This window comes from Mesorhizobium newzealandense, from assembly GCF_042682145.1.
Lineage (GTDB): Bacteria > Pseudomonadota > Alphaproteobacteria > Rhizobiales > Rhizobiaceae > Mesorhizobium > Mesorhizobium newzealandense.
This window is the reverse complement of record NZ_JBHUGZ010000030.1, coordinates 371,288-390,675: the sequence shown is the minus strand read 5'-3', so window position 1 is coordinate 390,675 and position 19,388 is coordinate 371,288. Positions and strand designations below refer to the sequence as shown.

16 protein-coding genes, 1 tRNA gene and 1 pseudogene are annotated in these 19,388 nt (G+C 60.8%); 9 read left to right on the top strand and 9 right to left on the bottom strand.

What is annotated here, in order from left to right:
* Window positions 1-10: 10 nt before the first annotated feature.
* Window positions 11-529, bottom strand: a pseudogene (locus tag ACFSOZ_RS35890) (alcohol dehydrogenase catalytic domain-containing protein); the annotation flags it as partial.
* A 112-nt stretch (window positions 530-641) separates the two neighbouring features.
* Between ACFSOZ_RS35890 and ACFSOZ_RS35885 the strand changes: the two are divergent.
* A complete protein-coding gene (locus ACFSOZ_RS35885) occupies window positions 642-1,004 on the top strand; it encodes a winged helix-turn-helix transcriptional regulator (RefSeq protein ID WP_379106123.1) in 363 nt (120 codons plus the stop codon).
* A gap of 30 nt (window positions 1,005-1,034) precedes the next feature.
* Here the strand turns inward: ACFSOZ_RS35885 and ACFSOZ_RS35880 are convergent, their stop codons facing one another.
* The 3 genes from ACFSOZ_RS35880 to dapA are packed head-to-tail and all read right to left on the bottom strand — an operon-like array spanning window position 1,035 to window position 3,181.
* Window positions 1,035-1,778, bottom strand: a complete 744-nt coding sequence (locus ACFSOZ_RS35880) for a glycoside hydrolase family 25 protein (protein WP_379106120.1) — start codon at window positions 1,776-1,778, stop codon at window positions 1,035-1,037.
* Between the two features lie 16 nt (window positions 1,779-1,794).
* Window positions 1,795-2,274 (bottom strand): SsrA-binding protein SmpB, encoded by a 480-nt coding sequence (gene smpB / locus ACFSOZ_RS35875; RefSeq protein ID WP_111549164.1) that lies wholly within the window; start codon window positions 2,272-2,274, stop codon window positions 1,795-1,797.
* Between the two features lie 25 nt (window positions 2,275-2,299).
* Window positions 2,300-3,181, bottom strand: coding sequence for a 4-hydroxy-tetrahydrodipicolinate synthase (dapA, locus tag ACFSOZ_RS35870; protein ID WP_379106118.1), 882 nt, complete (start codon window positions 3,179-3,181; stop codon window positions 2,300-2,302).
* 234 nt (window positions 3,182-3,415) lie between these two features.
* Here dapA and ACFSOZ_RS35865 point away from each other — a divergent pair, with 234 nt between their 5' ends.
* The gene (locus tag ACFSOZ_RS35865) at window positions 3,416-5,446 is read left to right on the top strand and encodes a lytic transglycosylase domain-containing protein (protein WP_379106116.1); all 2,031 of its coding nucleotides are present in this window, start codon (window positions 3,416-3,418) and stop codon (window positions 5,444-5,446) included.
* Window positions 5,447-5,603: 157 nt separating this feature from the next.
* Window positions 5,604-6,503, top strand: coding sequence for an alpha/beta fold hydrolase (locus ACFSOZ_RS35860; RefSeq protein ID WP_379106115.1), 900 nt, complete (start codon window positions 5,604-5,606; stop codon window positions 6,501-6,503).
* Between the two features lie 58 nt (window positions 6,504-6,561).
* Here ACFSOZ_RS35860 and ACFSOZ_RS35855 read toward each other — a convergent pair whose 3' ends face one another.
* Window positions 6,562-7,644 carry a tyrosine-type recombinase/integrase gene (locus ACFSOZ_RS35855; protein WP_379106113.1) on the bottom strand — a complete coding sequence of 361 codons (1,083 nt, stop codon included), beginning with the start codon at window positions 7,642-7,644 and terminating at the stop codon, window positions 6,562-6,564.
* A 240-nt stretch (window positions 7,645-7,884) separates the two neighbouring features.
* Window positions 7,885-9,015 carry a porin gene (locus tag ACFSOZ_RS35850; RefSeq protein ID WP_379106111.1) on the bottom strand — a complete coding sequence of 377 codons (1,131 nt, stop codon included), beginning with the start codon at window positions 9,013-9,015 and terminating at the stop codon, window positions 7,885-7,887.
* Between the two features lie 451 nt (window positions 9,016-9,466).
* Between ACFSOZ_RS35850 and ACFSOZ_RS35845 the strand changes: the two genes are divergently transcribed.
* Window positions 9,467-9,557 (top strand) — tRNA-Ser (locus ACFSOZ_RS35845).
* 149 nt (window positions 9,558-9,706) lie between these two features.
* Window positions 9,707-10,897: a porin gene (locus ACFSOZ_RS35840; protein WP_379106110.1), complete on the top strand. Its 1,191-nt coding sequence runs from the start codon at window positions 9,707-9,709 to the stop codon at window positions 10,895-10,897.
* 250 nt (window positions 10,898-11,147) lie between these two features.
* On the opposite strand, the gene ACFSOZ_RS35835 is transcribed toward ACFSOZ_RS35840, so the two are convergent.
* Entirely contained in the window at window positions 11,148-12,815 is a 1,668-nt protein-coding gene (locus ACFSOZ_RS35835) for a tetratricopeptide repeat-containing sulfotransferase family protein (RefSeq protein ID WP_379106108.1), read from the bottom strand.
* Between the two features lie 105 nt (window positions 12,816-12,920).
* Entirely contained in the window at window positions 12,921-14,588 is a 1,668-nt protein-coding gene (locus ACFSOZ_RS35830) for a tetratricopeptide repeat-containing sulfotransferase family protein (protein ID WP_379106106.1), read from the bottom strand.
* 118 nt (window positions 14,589-14,706) lie between these two features.
* Between ACFSOZ_RS35830 and ACFSOZ_RS35825 the strand changes: the two genes are divergently transcribed.
* On the top strand, window positions 14,707-15,819 hold the full coding sequence (locus ACFSOZ_RS35825) for a pyridoxal phosphate-dependent aminotransferase (RefSeq protein WP_379106104.1): 1,113 nt from the start codon (window positions 14,707-14,709) through the stop codon (window positions 15,817-15,819).
* 135 nt (window positions 15,820-15,954) lie between these two features.
* Here the strand turns inward: ACFSOZ_RS35825 and ACFSOZ_RS35820 are convergent, their stop codons facing one another.
* A complete protein-coding gene (locus tag ACFSOZ_RS35820) occupies window positions 15,955-16,947 on the bottom strand; it encodes a bifunctional helix-turn-helix transcriptional regulator/GNAT family N-acetyltransferase (protein WP_379106102.1) in 993 nt (330 codons plus the stop codon).
* A gap of 166 nt (window positions 16,948-17,113) precedes the next feature.
* On the opposite strand from ACFSOZ_RS35820, the gene ACFSOZ_RS35815 reads away from it, so the two are divergent.
* The 3 genes from ACFSOZ_RS35815 (at window position 17,114) to ACFSOZ_RS35805 (ending at window position 19,356) form a co-directional block, all read left to right on the top strand.
* Window positions 17,114-17,398, top strand: coding sequence for an acylphosphatase (locus ACFSOZ_RS35815; RefSeq protein ID WP_379106100.1), 285 nt, complete (start codon window positions 17,114-17,116; stop codon window positions 17,396-17,398).
* A gap of 71 nt (window positions 17,399-17,469) precedes the next feature.
* Window positions 17,470-18,129: a TetR/AcrR family transcriptional regulator gene (locus ACFSOZ_RS35810; RefSeq protein ID WP_379106098.1), complete on the top strand. Its 660-nt coding sequence runs from the start codon at window positions 17,470-17,472 to the stop codon at window positions 18,127-18,129.
* Window positions 18,130-18,192: 63 nt separating this feature from the next.
* Window positions 18,193-19,356, top strand: coding sequence for an isovaleryl-CoA dehydrogenase (locus ACFSOZ_RS35805; protein WP_379106096.1), 1,164 nt, complete (start codon window positions 18,193-18,195; stop codon window positions 19,354-19,356).
* The last annotated feature ends 32 nt before the right edge of the window (window positions 19,357-19,388 follow it).

Genomic DNA, 19,388 nt, shown 5'->3' with positions numbered 1-19,388 from the left:
CGTGATTATCCAGAAACTGCTCTAGCTGCACCGCGATCGAACCGACTCCGCCGGCGCCACCAATGATCAGGATGGCCTTTGCCGCGCCCATGACAGGCTTCCTGACATCGAGGCGGTCGAACAGAGCCTCCCAGGCGGTGACCGCTGTCAGCGGCAGCGCCGCTGCCTGCGCATAGCCGAGCGAGCCGAGCTTGCGGCCGACAAGGCGCTCGTCGACACGGTGGAACTCGGCATTGGTGCCTTGCGGCGCCAGGGCGCCGGAATAGAAGACATCGTCGCCCGCCTTGAACAGGCTGGCGTCCGGGCCGACCGCGACGACCCGGCCGGCTGCGTCCCAGCCGAGCACACGCCACGCTCCGGCTTCGGGCCTGGCGCTCTGCCGCACCTTGGTGTCGACCGGATTGACAGAGATTGCCTTCACCTCGACCAGCAGCTCACGGCCTTTCGGTTCCGGCTTGGGCAAGTCGATGTCGACCAGGGAGGCCTGATCGGTGATGGGGGCTGGGATTTGATAGCCGACGGCGCGCATTTTCGGGTCTCCGCGTTTGCTGTTGAGCATTGTTCGGAGCAGAGATGCGGATTATGTGCCGCAAGCGCAAGAATGCACATATAAAGCACATAATGTCGAAAAGGATACCGTCATGCCGCGCATTCGCCATGAGCGATTCGATTGCAGCCCCGGTTGCACCGTCGAGGGAACGCTCCGCTACATCGACGGAAAGTGGAAAGGCGTCGTGCTCTACCATCTGTTCGAGGGCACGCTGCGCTTCAACGAGATACGCCGGCGCATTCCGAACTGCACGCAGCGCATGCTGACCAACCAGCTCCGCGAACTGGAAGCCGATGGGCTGATTGCCCGCAAGATCTATCCGGAAGTGCCGCCGAAGGTGGAATACAGCCTGACCCCGCGCGGCAGAAGCCTGGAACCGGTGATCACCGCCCTGAAAATCTGGGGCGATGCGAATGTGACGCTCGCGCCGGAGGTTTCCCAGGCCGCCGCATGAAGCTGCGGCGAGCGATGTCCCTGAATGGGGTCACCGCGATGGCGGCGTTTCCGGTGAGATCGGTCCCGGCGATGCTGCAGACAGCGCTGCCAACACAGCCGGTCCACCCTGCAGCACGTTGAGATCGACATCGCCGTTGATGCCATCGACGCGTCCTTTGTTATGGTACTGCCAGTAGACCCAGTCGTCGCGGTCAGGCTGCAGCAGCAAAGAGCGAAGCCAGAGCGGCCGGGCAGCGATGCGCCCGGCATAGGCCTGCTCAGCCTCGTCGGTCAGGTAGACAATCGCAGGCTTGCCGAATGCGGCCTCGACCGGAGCGAGGAACGCGGCGAGTTCGGCGCTCAGTTGCTCGGGCGTTGGCCGCTGTGGACAATTGCCGCCGAACTCGATGTCGACAACCGGCGGCAGCAACGGCTGGTCGTGTGGCACCACCGAGATGAAATTCTTCGCCTGGTCGGCGCCAGGCCGGCAGAAGGTGAAGAAATGATAGGCGCCGACGGCAAGCCCGGCGGCGCGGGCCTCACGCAGATTGGTGGAGAAGGCATCGTCGACATGATCGCCGCCTTCGGTCGCCTTGATCACGGCGAAGGCGACATCGTCGGCGGCAACGCGGCGCCAGTCGATCTGGCCTTGATGGTGGGACACGTCGATGCCCCTGACCGGATATTTGCTACGGTCCGGCGAGAATGCCCTGAAATAGAGATAGCCCCCCGCAGCGACGAGGCTCACCAAAACCAGGCTGGCCAATCCCAAAAGGACAATCCGGTTCTTCAAACCAATGGCCCCCAGCCTACCCACGCTCCTTCATCAGCCGGCCTTTTTCGCGCGACCAGTCGCGCTGTTTCTCGGTCTCGCGCTTGTCGTGCAGCTTCTTGCCGCGGCCGACGGCGAGCAGCAGCTTGGCACGGCCCTGATCGTTGAAATAGATCTTCAGCGGCACCAGCGTCATGCCTTCGCGGTCGACGCTCTGCGCCAGCTTGGCCATCTCGCGCTTGTTGAGCAGGAGTTTGCGGCGCCGTCGCGGTTCGTGGTTGAAGCGGTTGGCCTGCAGATATTCCGGCAAATAGGAGTTGATCAGCCAGATCTCGCCTCCTTCCACCGAGGCATAGCTGTCCTGGATGTTGGCCTGGCCCTGGCGCAGCGACTTGACCTCGGTGCCGGTCAGCACCAGGCCGGTCTCGATCGTATCGAGCACCTCATAGGAAAACCGCGCCTTGCGGTTTTCCGCAACGGTCTTGTTGTTGGGATCGGCTTTTCTGACTTGATTCATGATGTGGAGAGGTGGCGCCTCATCCCTAGTTTATCAAGCCGGCGTGCTTCATCGCCGCATCGATCTTGTCGGCGGTCAACTGTTCGACCGTCATTAGCGGTGAACGCAGCACGTTCTCGACCTTGCCCAGCTTCGACAGCGCATATTTTGCGCCGGAAACGCCGGGCTCGAGGAAGATCGCCTTGTGCAGCGGCAGCAGGCGGTCCTGCAATTCCAGCGCCTTGGCGCTGTCGCCGGAAAGCGTTGCTTCCTGGAATTCGGCGCAGAGCCGCGGCGCGACATTCGACGTCACCGAAATGCAGCCGACGCCGCCATGCGCGTTGAAGCCGAGCGCCGAAGCGTCCTCACCCGAAAGCTGGATGAAATCCTTGCCGCACGTGGCGCGCTGCTCGGAAACCCGCTCGACCTTGCCGGTGGCATCCTTGACGCCGATGATGTTCTTGAAGTCGTGCACCAGCTGGCCCATCGTCTCCGGGCTCATGTCAATGACCGAGCGCGGCGGGATGTTGTAGATGATGATCGGCAGGCTGGTTGCCTTGGCGACGGCGGCGAAATGCGCGTAGAGGCCGCGCTGGGTCGGCTTGTTGTAATAGGGCGTGACGACGAGTGCTGCGTCCGCGCCGGCCTTCTCGGCATATTGCACCAGCCCGACCGCTTCCTCGGTGTTGTTGGAGCCGGCGCCGGCAACGACTGGAGCTCGGCCCCTGGCCACCTCGATGCACACCTTGACGACATGGCGGTGCTCGTCATGCGACAGCGTCGGCGACTCGCCGGTGGTGCCGACCGGGACCAGGCCCGTCGTGCCCTCGCCGATCTGCCACTCGACGAACGCACGAAAGGCTTTCTCGTCGAAACGCCCGCTCTTTTCGAACGGTGTCACGAGCGCAGTAAGCGAGCCTCTCAGCATGTCGTCCAACTCCTTGGCACTTCTGGTTTTTGTTGTGCGCGCCTTCTAGCCGAAAGCGAAGCGGCGCACCATAGTCTCGACATTGTTGCGCGGCAAGCATTGCCATGGTGCCAGCAAGCGCAATTCGAACGACCGCGCTAACTCTTTGTTTACGGGCTCTTCACGACCTAAGTTTAGGCTTCGAGGCCTCCGCGCCTGCTGGTAGAATGCCAGGACAAGGAAAGACATAGGACCATGTCGGCCAGTCGGCCTCACCTCTTCGCGCTGCTTGGCGCCACGCTCGCGTTGATGCCGGGCATGGCGATTGGCGGCAGCGTCGATGTGCAGGTCACCTCGGCCCTGCCGATGCCAGGCCTGCAGGACAGGACGCAACAGGATGCCTCGCCCAGCGTCGCGCTGCTGAAGAGCGGGCTGGATGCGCTGGCGGCCGGCGACATTCCTGGCGCCCGTACCGTGCGTGATGCCCTTCCCGGCCACTCGCTCGACCAGCATATCCTTGCCTGGGCGATCGCGCTTTATGGCGGCGACAAGGTTCCGAGCGGCGATATTGCCGCTGCCGCGAAGATGCTGCCCAACTGGCCGGGCACCGTCGCCTTGCGCAAGAACAGCGAGCGCGCGCTCTATCGGGAGAACCCTGCCCCCGATACCGTCATTCGAGCGTTCGACGGCAGCCAACCGCAGACATTCGAAGGCGTGATGGTTCTCGCCCGCGCCTATGTGGCGTCGGGCAATGCCAAGGCGGCGCGTTCGGTGCTGTCGCCATTCTGGCGCACCGCGATCCTCGAGGCCAAGGACGAGACGGCGTTGCTCAAGGAATTCAGCAGCCTGATCCCGCCCGCCGACCACCGTTTTCGCATGGAGCGCATGTTCTATGCCGATCGGGTGAATTCCGCACAGCGCGTCGCTGGCCTCGCCGGTGCCCAGCAGCTTGCCGATGCCTGGGCGGCAGCCTCCCGTGGCGACAAGAACGCACCCAAACTGCTGAAGGCGGTGCCGGCGGCGCAACGTTCGGCCGGCTACTTCTTCGCGCAGGCCGAATATCTGCGCAAGCAAGAGAATTTTGCCGACGCCGCGGCTGTCGTGATGCAGGCACCAACCGATCGCGAAGCTCTGGTCGATCCGGATGCCTGGTGGGTCGAGCGCCGGGTATTGTCGCGCGAACTGGTCGACCAGGGCGACATGAAAACGGCATACCGGATCGTCGCCACGCATGCCGCCGAAAGTGCCACCAATGCGGCGGAGGCCGAGTTCCATGCCGGCTGGTATGCGCTGCGTGGCCTGAACGACCCAAAAACCGCGGCAATGCATTTCGCGCGCATCGCCGACCTCGCCCAGGGACCGATGACCCTGTCGCGCGCCTATTACTGGCTCGGCCGTGCGGCGGAAGTCGGTGGCCCGGGCAATGCCAAGGACTATTTTGCGCGCGCTGCTGCCTACGGCACGACATTCTACGGCCAGCTTGCCGCCGAACGCGTCGGCCGGCAGGCGCTCAACATCGCCTACCCGCAGCCTGACGCCGCCGACCGGCAGAATTTTGCCGGCCGCGAGGCCGTCAGCGCCATCAAGCGGCTGCAGGAGGCCGGCTTCGACCGTTTTGCCGAAACGCTCTATCGCGACCTTGCCGGGCAGTTGACCAGCCCTGGCGAACTGGCGCTGCTCGCCGTCCTTGCGGAAAAGCAAGGCAACCATTTCATGGCGCTGAAAGTCGGCAAGATCGCCGGGGCGCGCGGCATCGATGTCGGCGCGCTGTCGCATCCGCTCGGCGTCATTCCCGATTCGGCCAACATTTCCGGTTCGGGCAAGGCGCTGGCCTATGCGATCGCCCGCCAGGAAAGCGAGTTCAACATCGGCGCCGTGTCCAGCGCAGGCGCGCGCGGGTTGCTGCAGCTGATGCCGGGCACCGCCAAGCAATTGGCGAAGAAAGCCGGATTGCAATTCTCGCAGACACGACTGACCACCGACGCCGGTTACAACGCCACGCTGGGTTCGGCCTTCCTTGGCGAGCAGCTCGATCGCTTCAACGGCTCCTATGTGCTGACCTTAGCCGGCTACAATGCCGGTCCCAACCGTGCCAGCCAGTGGGTCGCGAAGTACGGTGACCCACGCGGCAAGGGCATCGACGCCGTCGTCGACTGGATCGAGCGGATTCCCTACACGGAAACAAGAAGTTACGTGCAGCGCGTGATGGAGAATTACGAGGTCTACAAGATGCGTATTTCCGGCAAATACGACATCGTCGGGGACCTTGTGAACGGGCGTAGCTGACCGAAGCAGACCGCTCGAGAGGCGACTTCCCCGAAGCTGTCAATTTCGCCCTGTGCACGAGATTGGCCGCCTCACCAACAAAGCCCAATTTGACCCCACCTTCCCTCAGCTGTAGCTGTCGAGAAACAATTCGGCGACGGGAAGGGACAGAATCCAGATGGCGAGCACTGAAGGCTTTTCCGACTTTTTCTACAGCGTGCCGGACGGGCTAAAACTTCACGCGCGAGTCTATGGTGAAGCAAATTCCGGACACTGGCCAGTCGTCTGCCTGCCCGGCCTGACTCGCAACGCCCGGGATTTTCATGAGCTGGCGCTCTATCTTTCGGCTCGAGCTGCGGCTCCGCGCAAAGTGGTTGCCTTCGACTATCGCGGGCGCGGACAGTCGGCCTACGATCTCGACATCGGTCACTACAATGTCGGCGTCGAAGCCGGCGACATTCTCGCCGGGCTTGCGGCATTGGAAATAGAGGCGGCCGCCTTCATCGGCACATCACGTGGCGGGCTGATCATCCATGTGCTCGGCATGATGCAACCGGCTATGCTGAAAGCCATTGTTTTCAACGACATCGGGCCGGTGCTCGAGCCAGCCGGCCTCGCCCATATCAAGTCCTATCTCGAACGCGCGCCGAAGCCCAAGACCTTCACCGAGGCAATGGATGCCCAGCGCGGCGTTCACGGCCATGATTTTTCGGCACTCACCGACGCGGATTGGGCACGGATGGTACGGGCGCTCAACCGTGAGACGGGTCAAGGCCTGGTGCCGGATTTCGACCCGAAGCTGGTCGACACCGTTGCAGGTCTCGACCTGACGCAGCCTTTGCCGTCGCTATGGCCGCAATTCGACACGTTGGGCGCAATCCCGTTGCTCGCCATACGCGGCGCCAATTCGAGATTGCTCTCCACAGACACGTTGCAGCAGATGCGCGAGCATCATTCCATGATGGAGACGATCACAGTCGAGGGCCAGAGCCATGCGCCATTCCTCGAGACCGGCAGCCTGCCCCACGACATCGCCGCTTTTTTTGATCGCGCCGAGCGACAGTACAGTCAAAAGTAAACCCCAAGACCAAACAAGGTCCTGGGGTCGTCGCAACAGTATAAGCCAGCCTTCCGGCCTACTTGGCTTTTGAATTTTTCCGAGGCGCTTTCGGCGAGGCCGCAGCTGCTTCGTCCCTCTGTTTCCGTACCGCCGTCGGGGATGAAGGCGCGGTCACGGGCGACGAAAACACGGAGGCTTCGCCGCCGCTTGCCGGTTGATCGCTGCGAGGCGTTTCCAGGACAACCACACAGCCGTCGAGATCATTGGTAGCCAGATGCGCATAACGCATGGTCATCGACAGAGTCTGGTGGCCGAGCCACATCTGCACACGGCGGATGTCGATGCCGCCCTGAACGAGACGAGAGGCGCAGGTGTGGCGCAATATGTGCGGCACCACCTGATCGTCGGCGCCAAGGCCAACTTCGGCCTTCGCATCGTTCCAGATGGCGCGGAACTGTGCCTGGCTGAGCTTGGTGAACGGGCCCTTGGGCCGGCGGCCTTCAGTGGCTGGCAGCTTGATGACCTCCTTGACCCGCTCGGTCATCGGAATGGTGCGGCTGCGGCCGGATTTGGTGATCCAGAAACTGACGCGATGCTCCTGGATGTCGTTCCAGATCAGCCCAAGCGCCTCACCGAGACGGCATCCGCTATCGACCAGGAAGACTGAAAGCCTGTAGGCATCCTCGCTACGGCTCCTGATGGCAGCAAACAGCCGTGCCTCTTCGTCCCTCTCGAGGAAACGAATCCGCCCCGCCCGCTCCTTCTGGCGGCGGAACTCGGGCAGGCTGTGGATATCTCCCATCTTATGAGCCTTGCGCAGCAGTTTGCTGAGGGCAGCCATCTTTCGATTGATGGTTGCGTTGCTGTTGCCGCGCTGGCGCAAGGTACCAATAAGGCTATCCAGGGTACTCTGGTCAAAGGCGCTGAATCGCTCCCCAAGGAGAAGCTCATCTATCTCGCCGATGAAAGAGCTGACATTGTATTTATGCCGCCCATCATCCCACAATATGTCCCGGTACGCTAAAAAAAGCTCTCCGACCCGGTACGACTTTACTTCTCTGATCTTGTTGTAACTATATCGTATCTTGGAATTCTGAGAAGAAAACATCGAAAATTGATCGGAGGGCTCACCCTCTTGAATCGCTTCGGTCGTCATCATTTGCCACACCCCCGAGTGGGATAGATCAGCCCTACCCGCTTGGAAGCGTCCTTTCAAGAGATTTTAATCACGCGGTTGTGATTTCACCCGCCCATCAACGGATCCCACGAAATCATCCCACGGATCTATTCAGCTACCGATTCCCCCTGTTCCTTCTGTTTGCCTTGACCCAGTCACGAAACAAAAACAGCCCGGGCGTTTGTGCGCCCGGGCTGGATTTCACCTCTAAGGAACCAGCCCTTAGAACGAGCGCTGGAAGCGGAGGATACCGCCGATGGCGTCGTCGTTGCCAGCCGGGATACCCGTCCAGTTGGAGTCGCCTGCATTGACGTAGTCGACTTCGGCCGTGACCGTGAGGCCCGGGACGATGTCGTAGGCGATGTTCGCCGCGACGCCGAGGTTCTTGTCCTCGTCATACGACACCTGAGCGTTGAGCGAGGTCTTCTCGTTGACCTTGTAGGTAGCACCGCCCCACAATGCCCAGTTGCCGCCCCACTGCTTGTAGAAGCCGCGGCCGCCAGCCGGGAAATTCAAGGTCCCGTCGGTCAGGTTGTCGTCAGTGCCGTAACCGCCCATGATGAACAGCGACAGTTCGGCAGTGGCGTTCACGTCCAAGCGAACCTTGGTGGCGACTTCTTCGTAGTTGCTGTCATACGACACAACGCCGGTGATCGCACCCCAGCCCTGCGTCCACTTCACGCCGCCGACGACATGCGGAACGTAGCTGTCGATCGTGTGGAAGCCGTAGCCTTCTTCGAGCGAGACGACGGCGGAGAAGCCGTTGCCAGCATCGAAGTAGTACTGGATGACGTTGGTGTCGAAGCCGCCGTAAGGAACGAGCGTATCCTGGATGACGTTGCCGGCATAACCGATGAACGTATTGAAGGCCGATTCGTCCTTACCGACGCGGAGACCACCGAGCTGGATCCAGGCGAAGTTCAGCGAAACAGCCTCGCTGCCAGCTTCATTGATGTAGGGGCTCGTATCAGCGCCGTGGTTGCTGAAATTGAAGCGCGTCTCGGTGAAGGTCTTCAAGGTGCCGAGTTCGGTTTCCTGGCCGGTCCAGGTCTTCAGCGTGAAGCGGGCCCGCTTGCGCCAGGTGTCGTTGCTGTCGACGTCCATATGATCTGCGCTTCTCGCGCCATCGAACGAGCCGATGTCGCCGCCGCTGATGTCGTAACGGACATAGCCGCCGATGCGCAGGCAGGTTTCGGTGCCGGGGATATAGAAGTAGCCAGCGCCGTAGACGTCGCAAATCTTGACGTATTCAGCGGGTTCCGGCTCGGCGACGACGACGGCGTCGGCGGCGCGCGCACCGGAAACTGCGAGCAGAGCCGCAGCGGAGCCGAGGAGAAGGCTCTTAATGTTCATTTTCTGACCTCCAGTCAAAAGTTAAAAAACGGGTCTGGGTATTCTTTGCTGAAGGACAGCGTTCCCTGCCCCATCCCCACTACCGAAAAAGATGCGCACCGCGCCGCTCCTTCGAAATCGACATTACCCATGAGCCGGCGGCGTTCAACCACGATCGTACCGGCGAAAGGGCTGTTCGGCTGCTATCCCCTGGCGTTGTTGCACAAATGACACGATTTGGCCTCACTCAGAAAGCTCTCGTTAACCTTCCGCCCCTTTGCAACCCCTTGTTTGCTGGCGAATCCGGCGATCGGCCGACGGAATCAAGGCAAGGCCCCGAGTCGCCCGCCAGGAAACCGCCGCAGTACCGCCGCATCCATGGAAAGCCGCGGTTCGGTGCGTTGTTATTTTTCCATATAATGACGCGGGCTTGTTGATTGTGCCGGCGCTTTTCTTTATCCACCGGCGCAACGGAGAGGTGGCCGAGTGGTCGAAGGCGCTCCCCTGCTAAGGGAGTAGAGGTCAAAAGCTTCTCGTGGGTTCGAATCCCATCCTCTCCGCCACTTCTGCCCGCTTCGAAGGCGAGCTTCCTAGAATTATCCCATAAAAACAGATGGATAGCCGGATATCTGGCTGCCGGCGTCGCGCGATTCGGCGCCAAAATGCACTGAGAACACCGCTGTTTTGTTCGATTCTGACTGGAGGTCAGAAAATGAACATTAAGAGCCTTCTCCTCGGCTCCGCTGCGGCGCTCGTCGCAGTTTCCGGTGCGCGCGCCGCCGACGCCGTCGTCGTCGCCGAGCCGGAACCCGCTGAATACGTCAAGATCTGCGACGTCTACGGCGCTGGCTACTTCTACATCCCCGGCACCGAAACCTGCCTGCGCATCGGCGGCTTTATCCGTGAGGACATCGGTGTGGGCGATGCCGGCTCGTTCGATGGCGTCAACCACGTTACTGACCACATGACCGGCGACGACCACTCGAGCTACTGGAAGCAGACCCGCTTTACGCTGAAGACCTGGACCGGTCAGGAAACCGAACTCGGCACCTTGAAGACCTACACCGAGCTCCGCTTCAACTTCGGCAACAACTACGGCGACTTTGGCGATAACTCCGGGCCCGATGGTACGACGAACCCCAACCGCAACGGCAGCGGCTGGCAGGCGGGTAACAAATCCTATGCCTTGGAATTCGCCTATATCCAGCTTGGTGGCCTGCGCGTCGGTGCTGACGAATCGGCCTTCAATACGTTCATCGGCTACGCCGGCAACGTCATCAACGACACGATCGTCCCGTACGGTGGTTTCCAGTCCAACGTCATCCAGTACTACTTCGACGCCGGCAACGGCTTCTCGGCGGTGGCCTCTCTGGAAGAAGGCTCCGGTGAGGTTGGCACCATCGACAGCTATGTTCCGCATGTCGTCGGCGGCGTGAAGTACACGCAGGGCTGGGGTGGCATCTCCGGTGTCGTTGCTTATGACAGCAACTACGAAGAAGTCGCCGGCAAGGTCCGCCTGGACCTCAACGCCACCAGCGACCTGTCGTTCTTTGCCATGGCCGGCTACGGCTCGAATGACAACCTCAACGACCCGAACAACAACATCGACGCGCACGGCCGCGGCTTCTACAAGCAGTGGGGCGGCAACTGGGCGGTGTGGGGCGGTGGCACCTACAAGTTCAACCAGAAGACCTCGTTCAACGTCCAGGCGTCGTATGACGACTGGAAGGACATCGGCGTCGCTGCGAACGTCGCCTATGACATCGTTCCCGGCTTCACGGTCACGGCCGAAGTCGACTGGCAGCGCGTCGGTCAAGGCGCCATCGACAACAACTCGGTGTGGGTCGCCGCGACCAAGAAGGACAACGTTGGCGGTCTCCTCCGCTTCCAGCGCTCGTTCTAACAGCGTTCGACTTGTCGAAATCGAAACCCGGCGGGCAACCGCCGGGTTTTTCTATTGAGTTGCCCGCGGAAATGCGTCCCCTGATGCGAGGCTGAGACCTTGGTGCCGGGATGAACAGCCGCACTGCAGAATCCAGGTTTGTCGCCGCGACGAGCCGCTCCCCGGCTGCAGCACCGGGAGGCAGGAATTTGTCAAAGCGGACGGGGCACTCTACGCAATCCTGACGGCGTCCAGCACAAGCGTGCCTGGGTCAATTCCCAGCCAAATCACCCAAGGCATCGATCAGCGGCTGGATTGCGCTGCCATAACTCTTCCAGCGATTGACGGACGAGGTGTAGATCGGTTGTCGAACCTGCCAGCGGCTGAACGTGTTCACCGAACCGCCTTTGTCAAAGAATCGCAAGCAGGCGTCGTCCCAAGGCAGACCCAAATGGTCTACCAACCGGCGCGATTGCCCTTCCTGGTCGGCGACCATGTCCTCATAGCGGTTCCGCAGGATTTGCCCGGGAAAAACCCTGTCCCAATGACGCATAAGCCGGTCGTACTCGCGATAATACAATCCGAGTGTATGTAGATCGGCGTTATAAACGTTGTCCTCATTGAAATTTAGAAAATAACACGAGAGGCAATTGTCAACTGCATCGCGGCGGCAATGAATGATACGAGCGTTGGGAAACAACACTCTTATGAGGCCAATAAGCTCAAAATTGTGGGGTAGCTTGTCGACGATTCGCCGAGCATCGGGCGATCTTTGCCTGATATGGGTGAGATATTCTTCGGCCAACGATTTCGACTGATCAACCGTCATTTCCAGGATCGATCTTCGCAGTTCCTCCGGCGAGTGCGTTTTGGGCGCGAGCCTGTTCGTGATCCGCCGCAGCTTTGTCAGCTCGCCGGCTCCATATACGTCGGGGTGGCTCGCACAGATCTGCTCGGTCAAAGTGGTGCCCGAACGCGGCATGCCAAGCACGAAGACAGGCACTTCCGAAGAGCTTCCATGTCCCGCCTTGGCAGCCAGCATCTGCGGACTGAACAGCTCGATCATAAAATCGATGCTGCGGCGGTAGGACTCCATATCGAAACGGCGGGTTGAAAGTTCCTTTGCCTGCCGGAAGTGATCCATCGCTTCGTCATAGCGCCTGACATCATTGAGGACCTTCCCCGCCGCATGATGGAGTTGCTGTATGCTTTTCCTATCGAGTGTGGGATTTTTCAACTCAGTCAGAATGGATTTCAGTTCCGCCGGCTCTTCGGCGAATTTTCGTATGCTAACAAGGCCGTTGTAGGCTGCTGCGATACCCAGGCGATGGCTGATCGCCTCATTCAAATACGTTGTCGCCTCATCCATGCGGCCGAGGCTTACAAGGGCATTGGCCAGCCCCATTCGGACAAGAGGATGGCTGCCATTGATTTTGAGCGCCTTCTCATAAAGCGGCACCGCGAGATCGGTCTTGCCGAATTCGGTGTAGGCGCGGCCAAGGGCGCACAGCGCCTCGATCCAGTCCGCCTTCAGTTCACAGGCAAGCTCAAAATGTCTGATTGCATCCGAATGTTCACCGACTTTCAAATAGGCTTGGGCCAACGTCAGCCGATAGTGCGGATTTTGAGGTGCTTCCCTCACCGCCTGCGAAAAATGGCCAATCGCCATCTCGTCATCCAAATCGAGCGCGAAGGTTCCCAGCAAATACAAAGCAAGGGAATGTCGAGGAGTATGAGCCAATACGCGCTGACACAGCGCCTCCGCCTCCGGCAACCTATTCGCTTGCTGAAGTTCGAGTGCCTGCCTGAGAAGCGCGTCATCGGCCTGCGCGCGCGACAGCGGCTTCGCTTTCGACTGGACGATTTTCGGCTGCGGGATTTTCGGTCCAGAGGACGTTTTCAGATGTTTGGACCAGGCGGGAGGCAGTCGATTGTTCATCGTATCTGGCTAGCAAAAAGAGCCGAAGGAATCCAGCGCATCACAGGGTCCGCCTCGCTGCAACTTGCACCGACCGCAAACTCCGTCAGCAAATTGGAGACTGAACTATTTGTCCGCCAGGTCGCCCAACGCATCGATCAGTGGCCGTATTTCGCCTTCATAATTCTTCCAGCGCTTGACGGATGATCTGTAGATCGGTTGACGAACCTGCCAGCGGCTTGGCGTGTTGACCGAACCATCCCTGTCAAAAAAGCGCAGGCAGGCGTCGTCCCAGGGCAGCCCGAGATAATCTATGAGGCGGCGCGACTGTGCTTCCTGATCCTCGACCAGCGTTTCGTACTGATTTTCGAAGATCAGGCCGGGGAAAACCTCGTTCCAATGCTGCATCAGGCGGTCATATTCGCGATAGTACAGGCCGAGCGTCTTCAGGTCGGTGTTGTAGCTGTGTCCCTCGCTGAAGTTCTGGACAAAACAAGAGACACAATTGTCGATGGCGTCACGACGGCAATGAATGATGCGCGCGTTGGGAAAGAGTAGCCCGATCAGCCCGATCAATTCAAAATTATGTGGCATTTTATCCACTATTCGAAGTGCGGCAGGCGCCCGCTCCCGCAGATAGGACAGGTGCTCTTCGGACAGCGTTCTGGACAGATCCTCCGTAATCGACGTGATCGGCTGGTTCAAATCTCCAGCCGATGATGTCTTGAGGCCAATCGCATTCGCGACACGCCTCAGTTTGCTCAACTCTCCTGCGCCATGAACGTCGGGATGGCTGGCGCAGATCTGTTCCGTGAGCGTCGTTCCCGAGCGAGGCATGCCAACCACGAACACAGGCACTTCGGAAGGATTTCCATAGCCGGCCCTGGCAGCCAGCACGTCCGACGTGAAGCCTTCAATCATCGAGTCGACCCAGCGACGATACAAGTCGATATCGAACTTATGGCCGGAAGCCTGCTTCGCCTTGTTGAAATGGTCGAATGCATCGCCATAGCGACCCAGGTCGTTCAGCACCTTGCCGGCAGCGAAATGCAGCTTCTGAGCACCGTCCGGATCAAGCTTGGGATTGCCGAGTTCACGAAGAATGGATTGGAGTTCCTTTGGCTCTTCGATGAACTTTTGCGTCTGTACAAAATCGTTGAAGGCAGTCGGCATTGCGATGCGACGTTCGATTGCTTCCTTGAGATAGACGGCGGCCTCGTCCATGCGCCCCAGGCTGCTGAGCGCGCGGGCCAGTCCTGTCCGCACCTTGAGATGATCGCGGTTGATCTTCAGCGCCTTTTCGTAAAGCGGCAAAGCCATGTCGGGTTTATCAAACTGGATATAAGCGTCCCCCAATGCACAAAGTGCTTCGACCAGGTCTGGCTGCAGCTCCAAGGCATATTGCATATGCTCGATTGCTGGTGAAAATTCACTGACCTTCACATAGGCCGAGGCCAGGCCAAGGTGGTAGTAGGGGTTCTTTGGTTCCGCCCCGACCGCCCGCGCGAAATATCGCAAGGCCGCCTCATCGTCGTAGCCCACGCACACGGTCCCCAAAATATACAGGGCGAGTGGATGGTTAGGCGTGCGCGCCAGAACCTGAAGGCATAGGTCCTGGGCTTCGTCCAGCCGTTTGGCCTGCTGAAACTGATATGCCTGCTGCAGCAACGCGTCGTCTGCCTGTGCACGCGAAAGCGAACTCATTTTCGGCAGATTTGGCTGCGGGAATTTGGGTTTGGGCCCGGTTTGGACCTTCAGGTGCTTGGACCAGGCTGGCGGCAGACGATTGTTCATTGCGCCTCGCTAGCAAAAAGAGACGCAGGAATCCAGCATTACGGTTGCAGGCCGCGGCAACTTGCACCGACCATGCGGGCGCGCTAGCAAGAAGGCCCTTTTCAAACGAGCTTCCGCCATGCACCAACGCCCTCCCCTCACGCCGCTTGTCGCAGCGCTTCCCTCGACCGTACCTTTTGTCGGCCCCGAAGCGCAGGAGCGCGAGCGCGGCCGTGCTTTTCGTGCGCGCATCGGCGCCAATGAGAGCAGCTTTGGCCCTTCGCCGCGCGTCATCGAGCGCATGGCCGGAATTGCCCGCGACATGTGGATGTATTGCGATCCCGACAATCACGACCTGAAGGTGGCGGCCGCCGCGCACCACGGCGTGAAGGTCGAAAACGTCGTGGTCGGCGAAGGCATAGACGGGTTGCTCGGCCTGGTGGCGCGCATGTATGTGGCGCCCGGCGATGCCGTGGTCACGTCGCTCGGCGCCTATCCGACCTTCAACTTCCATATTGCCGGTGTCGGCGGGCGGCTGGTCACGGTTCCCTATGAGAACGACCGGGAAAGCCTGGACGGCCTGCTCACTGCCGTGCGCAAGGAAAAGGCGCCGCTGGTCTATCTGTCCAACCCGGACAACCCGATGGGCAGCTGGTGGGAGGCAAGCGAGCTCATCCGCTTCATCGAGGCGTTGCCGGAAACCACGATGCTGGTGCTCGACGAGGCCTATGGCGAACTCGGACCAGCCTCGGCGCTGCCGCCGATCGATATCTCCAGGCCGAACGTCATCCGCATGCGCACCTTCTCGAAGGCTTACGGACTGGCCGGCATACGCTGCGGCTATGCGGTGGCCGAGGCGCAGGTGATCCGCGATTTCGAGAAGATCCGCAACCATTACGGCGTCAGCCGCATGGCGCAGATCGCCGGCGTCGAGGCGCTTGCCGATCAGGACTATCTGCAAAGCGTGGTGGCCAGAGTCGCGGCCGGCCGCCGACGCATCGCCGGCATTGCCGAGGCGAACGGGCTGAAGCCGCTGGCATCGGCAACCAACTTCGTCACCATCGACTGCGGCCGCGATGGCGCCTTCGCGCTGAAGGTGCTGCAGGGCCTGCTGTCACGCGACGTCTTCATCCGCAAACCGATGGTGCCAGTGCTCGACCGCTGCATTCGCGTCAGCGTCGGCCTCGATCACGAGCTGGACATTTTCGCCGAGGAACTGCCCGGCGCGCTGGCGGCGGCGCGAGGGAATTAGAGCCTGTTCCATCCCGATGGAATCGGGATGGGCTCTATCTCTTTGTTTGAGCATGATCTCTGGACAAACGGTTTCCGGTTGTCCGAGAAAACCGACACCCTCATTTCGGGATCATGCCCTGGGGCCGGACCGCGCCTACAAATCCAGTTCCCAGGTCTGGCCGGTCAATTCTTTGCCGAAACTGTGGTGGTGCTCCTCCGAGATCAGCCTGAAGCCGGCGCGCTCGTAGATCGCGCGCGCCGCGACGAGAATGTCGTTGGTCCACAGCACCAGCCTGATGTAGCCGCAGGCGCGGGCCTGGCTCACGCACTCCGCGACCAGGCGCTTGCCGATGCCCAGGCCGCGCGCAGTCGCCTCGACATGCAGCATCCTCAGCTTTGCCACCTTGTCGTCCAGGTGAACCAGGAACACCGCGCCAACCGGCTCGCTGCCGCGTTCGGCGATCCAGCAGAAATCGCGGCCGGGCAGGAAATTGCGGATGAAATCGGCACCGATTTCGGCGAGCATGGCTTCGAACTCGATGTTCCAGCCATATTCATCGGTGTAGAGCTGGGCCTGGCGCTGCACGACCCAGCCGACGTCGCCGACGCGGTGCGGCCGCAGCGTCACCGCGTCTTTCTCACTGGCGGGATCACCCAGCAATTCCCCGGCCTTGCGCAAGGCGCTGCCCAGTTCGTGCAGCCTGTCGTCGGGGACGCTTTCGATCAGCCGCGCCGTGTCCCGATCAGCCGCCGCCTGAAGCCTCGCAAGCGCGGCCTCGCCCCTCGGCGTCAGCGAGAGAACCCTTCGGCGCCGGTCGGCCGGATCTGTTCGGGCTTCGGTCAGCCCCTCGCCGGCAAACTTGCGCAGGATTCGCGTCAGATAGGCGGCATCGACACGCAATTGCCTGGCGATTTCGGAGGCGGCCGGGCCGTTCTCCAGCCGAAAAGCCCCGGCCAGGAAACCGCGTTCGCCGGCGATTGCGGCGGAAGCAGGGCTGCTGTGGTGACCCAACTCGAACAGCACGCGCGCCTCGGTCAAGGTGAACGCGCTCTGCGTCAGGGTTTCGTCGAGAAGGCCGACGATGCGGGTGTAGAATCGGTTGAAGTGGCGGATCTGCGCCACCAATGCGTTTCGTTCGTCCGACATCTGCATCCAACTCCCGACAGGGCTGGTTCCAATTTCCAAAAATTAGTGGACTGAGTCAATTAAATTTCAAAACCAGAAGCTTAGCTATTGTGTCGTGCATGCAGTTCTCAGGTTGCATTCCCTGCGTCATGCGCCAGATTCCACGGAGACAGGCTAGGAGAGATTCATGGCTGGTCATCGCAGGGAAGTGCGGGCACGCGTCTACGGCAATGTGCAAGGCGTCGGCTTCAGGATCTGGGCTCGGGGCGAGGCCACCAGCCTTGGCCTTGCGGGCTGGGTTCGCAATGAAGCCGACGGGTCTGTGACGACCCAGATTGCAGGCCTCGATGAAGCGGTCTCGACAATGATCGGGCGCCTCTGGAAAGGGCCGTCCGAGGCTTCGGTTTCCAGAGTCGACGTCGAGGAGTTGGCAGCCGGAAACACTTTTGTTGGCTTCAGGATTGTTGCATGACGATGGATTTGGTTTTGGTGCCTTGAATTAATTGAACGTTCGTTTTATTATTGTCCTGCAAAGGGGCTTATATGGCACGCACGACCGGATCCGATGGCGAAAAGACCGAAGCAGCCGCCCGCGAGGCGGCCGTCAATCTGATCGCGCGTTTTGGCTACGAGGCGATGTCGATGCGTCAGCTTGCCGCCGAAGTCGGCGTGCAGGCAGCCGCGCTCTATCGCTATTTTCCGACCAAGGAAGAGCTTCTGTTCACGCTTATGCGCGAGCATATGGAAGGTCTGACTGACGCCTGGGAAACAGCCCGCCCTGCCAGCGCGGATCCCGTGCAGCGGCTCTGCGCCTATGTCGAAAACCACATCGCTTTTCATATCGAGCGTCGGCACGCCACGCATGTGTCGAACATGGAATTGCGCAGCCTGTCGCCCGATCGGCTGACACAGATCCTGCGGATGCGCACGGCCTACGAAAAGGAGCTGCGCGCGATCCTGCGCGACGGCGCCGAGGCAGGCATCTTCAATATCGACGACACCGGACTGACGGCCATGGCGCTGATCCAGATGATGACCGGCGTCATCGTCTGGTTTCGCCCCGGCGAGCGGCTATCGATCGCTGAAGTGACGGCAACATATCTTTCGATGACAATGCGCCTGGTTGGAGCAGGAACCGACGGCGAGACGACCCATGGCACCGTGCGCGCCTTCGGACGCACAAGCGACGCCGCGGCACTTTGATTTCGCGTATGCTCCTTCGAAGATCGAGAGGGATCTTCGGGGTCATGCGCCAGGAGGAAAAGCATGTACACGAACACGCTCAGCTTCGGGCATGACGAGGATATCGAGGCGCTGCGCGACATGGTGCGGCGCTTCGCCCAGGACAGGATCGCGCCGGTCGCAGCCGACATCGATCGCTCGAACGAATTCCCGGCGCATCTGTGGCGCGAACTCGGCGCGCTCGGGCTGCTCGGCATCACCGCCGACCCCGATTTCGGTGGCAGCGGCATGGGCTATCTTGCGCATGTCATCGCGGTCGAGGAAATCTCTCGCGCCTCGGCATCGGTCGGCCTCTCCTACGGCGCCCATTCCAATCTCTGCGTCAACCAGATCAATCGTTGGGCGACGACGCCGCAGAAGGAGAAATTCCTGCCGCCACTCTGTTCCGGCGAGCGCGTCGGCGCACTGGCGATGTCGGAATCCGGCGCCGGCTCGGACGTCGTCTCGCTCAAGCTGCGCGCCGAAAAGCGAAATGACCGCTATGTGCTCAACGGCACCAAGATGTGGATCACAAACGGGCCGGACGCCGAGACGCTGGTCGTCTATGCCAAGACCGATCCGGAACGGAAATCGCGCGGCATCACCGCCTTCATCGTCGAGAAGGCGATGGCCGGGTTCTCCGTGGCGCAGAAACTCGACAAGCTCGGCATGCGCGGCTCCAACACCGGCGAACTTGTGTTCGAAAATGTCGAAGTGCCATTCGAAAATGTGCTGCACGAGGAAGGCCGCGGCGTCGAGGTGCTGATGTCGGGCCTCGACTACGAACGCACCGTGCTCGCCGGCGGGCCGATCGGCCTGATGGCGGCGTGTCTCGACGTGGCAATCCCCTATGTGCACGAGCGCAAGCAGTTCGGCCAGCCGATCGGCGAGTTCCAGCTGGTGCAAGGCAAGCTTGCCGACATGTACACGACGATGAATGCAGCGCGCGCCTATGTCTATGCCGTCGCCGCCGCCTGCGATCGCGGCCAGACCAGCCGCAAGGATGCCGCCGGCTGCGTGCTGTTCGCCGCAGAAAAGGCAACGCTGATGGCCCTCGACGCCCTCCAGCTGCTGGGCGGCAATGGCTACATCAACGACTATCCGACCGGCCGGCTTTTGCGCGATGCAAAACTCTACGAGATCGGCGCCGGTACCAGCGAAATCCGCCGCTGGCTGATTGGACGCGAGATCATGGCGGAGGGGGCGTGAGCGAATGCGGCGCCTGGCGAAATACCTTGGAA

Coding starts and splice junctions, on each gene's coding strand:
- ACFSOZ_RS35885 (WP_379106123.1), top strand. CDS start 642: ATGCCGCGCATTCGCCATGAGCGATTCGATTGCAGCCCCGGTTGCACC.
- smpB (WP_111549164.1), bottom strand. CDS start 2,274: ATGAATCAAGTCAGAAAAGCCGATCCCAACAACAAGACCGTTGCGGAA.
- dapA (WP_379106118.1), bottom strand. CDS start 3,181: ATGCTGAGAGGCTCGCTTACTGCGCTCGTGACACCGTTCGAAAAGAGC.
- ACFSOZ_RS35865 (WP_379106116.1), top strand. CDS start 3,416: ATGTCGGCCAGTCGGCCTCACCTCTTCGCGCTGCTTGGCGCCACGCTC.
- ACFSOZ_RS35860 (WP_379106115.1), top strand. CDS start 5,604: ATGGCGAGCACTGAAGGCTTTTCCGACTTTTTCTACAGCGTGCCGGAC.
- ACFSOZ_RS35855 (WP_379106113.1), bottom strand. CDS start 7,644: ATGATGACGACCGAAGCGATTCAAGAGGGTGAGCCCTCCGATCAATTT.
- ACFSOZ_RS35850 (WP_379106111.1), bottom strand. CDS start 9,015: ATGAACATTAAGAGCCTTCTCCTCGGCTCCGCTGCGGCTCTGCTCGCA.
- ACFSOZ_RS35840 (WP_379106110.1), top strand. CDS start 9,707: ATGAACATTAAGAGCCTTCTCCTCGGCTCCGCTGCGGCGCTCGTCGCA.
- ACFSOZ_RS35835 (WP_379106108.1), bottom strand. CDS start 12,815: ATGAACAATCGACTGCCTCCCGCCTGGTCCAAACATCTGAAAACGTCC.
- ACFSOZ_RS35830 (WP_379106106.1), bottom strand. CDS start 14,588: ATGAACAATCGTCTGCCGCCAGCCTGGTCCAAGCACCTGAAGGTCCAA.
- ACFSOZ_RS35825 (WP_379106104.1), top strand. CDS start 14,707: ATGCACCAACGCCCTCCCCTCACGCCGCTTGTCGCAGCGCTTCCCTCG.
- ACFSOZ_RS35820 (WP_379106102.1), bottom strand. CDS start 16,947: ATGTCGGACGAACGAAACGCATTGGTGGCGCAGATCCGCCACTTCAAC.
- ACFSOZ_RS35815 (WP_379106100.1), top strand. CDS start 17,114: ATGGCTGGTCATCGCAGGGAAGTGCGGGCACGCGTCTACGGCAATGTG.
- ACFSOZ_RS35810 (WP_379106098.1), top strand. CDS start 17,470: ATGGCACGCACGACCGGATCCGATGGCGAAAAGACCGAAGCAGCCGCC.
- ACFSOZ_RS35805 (WP_379106096.1), top strand. CDS start 18,193: ATGTACACGAACACGCTCAGCTTCGGGCATGACGAGGATATCGAGGCG.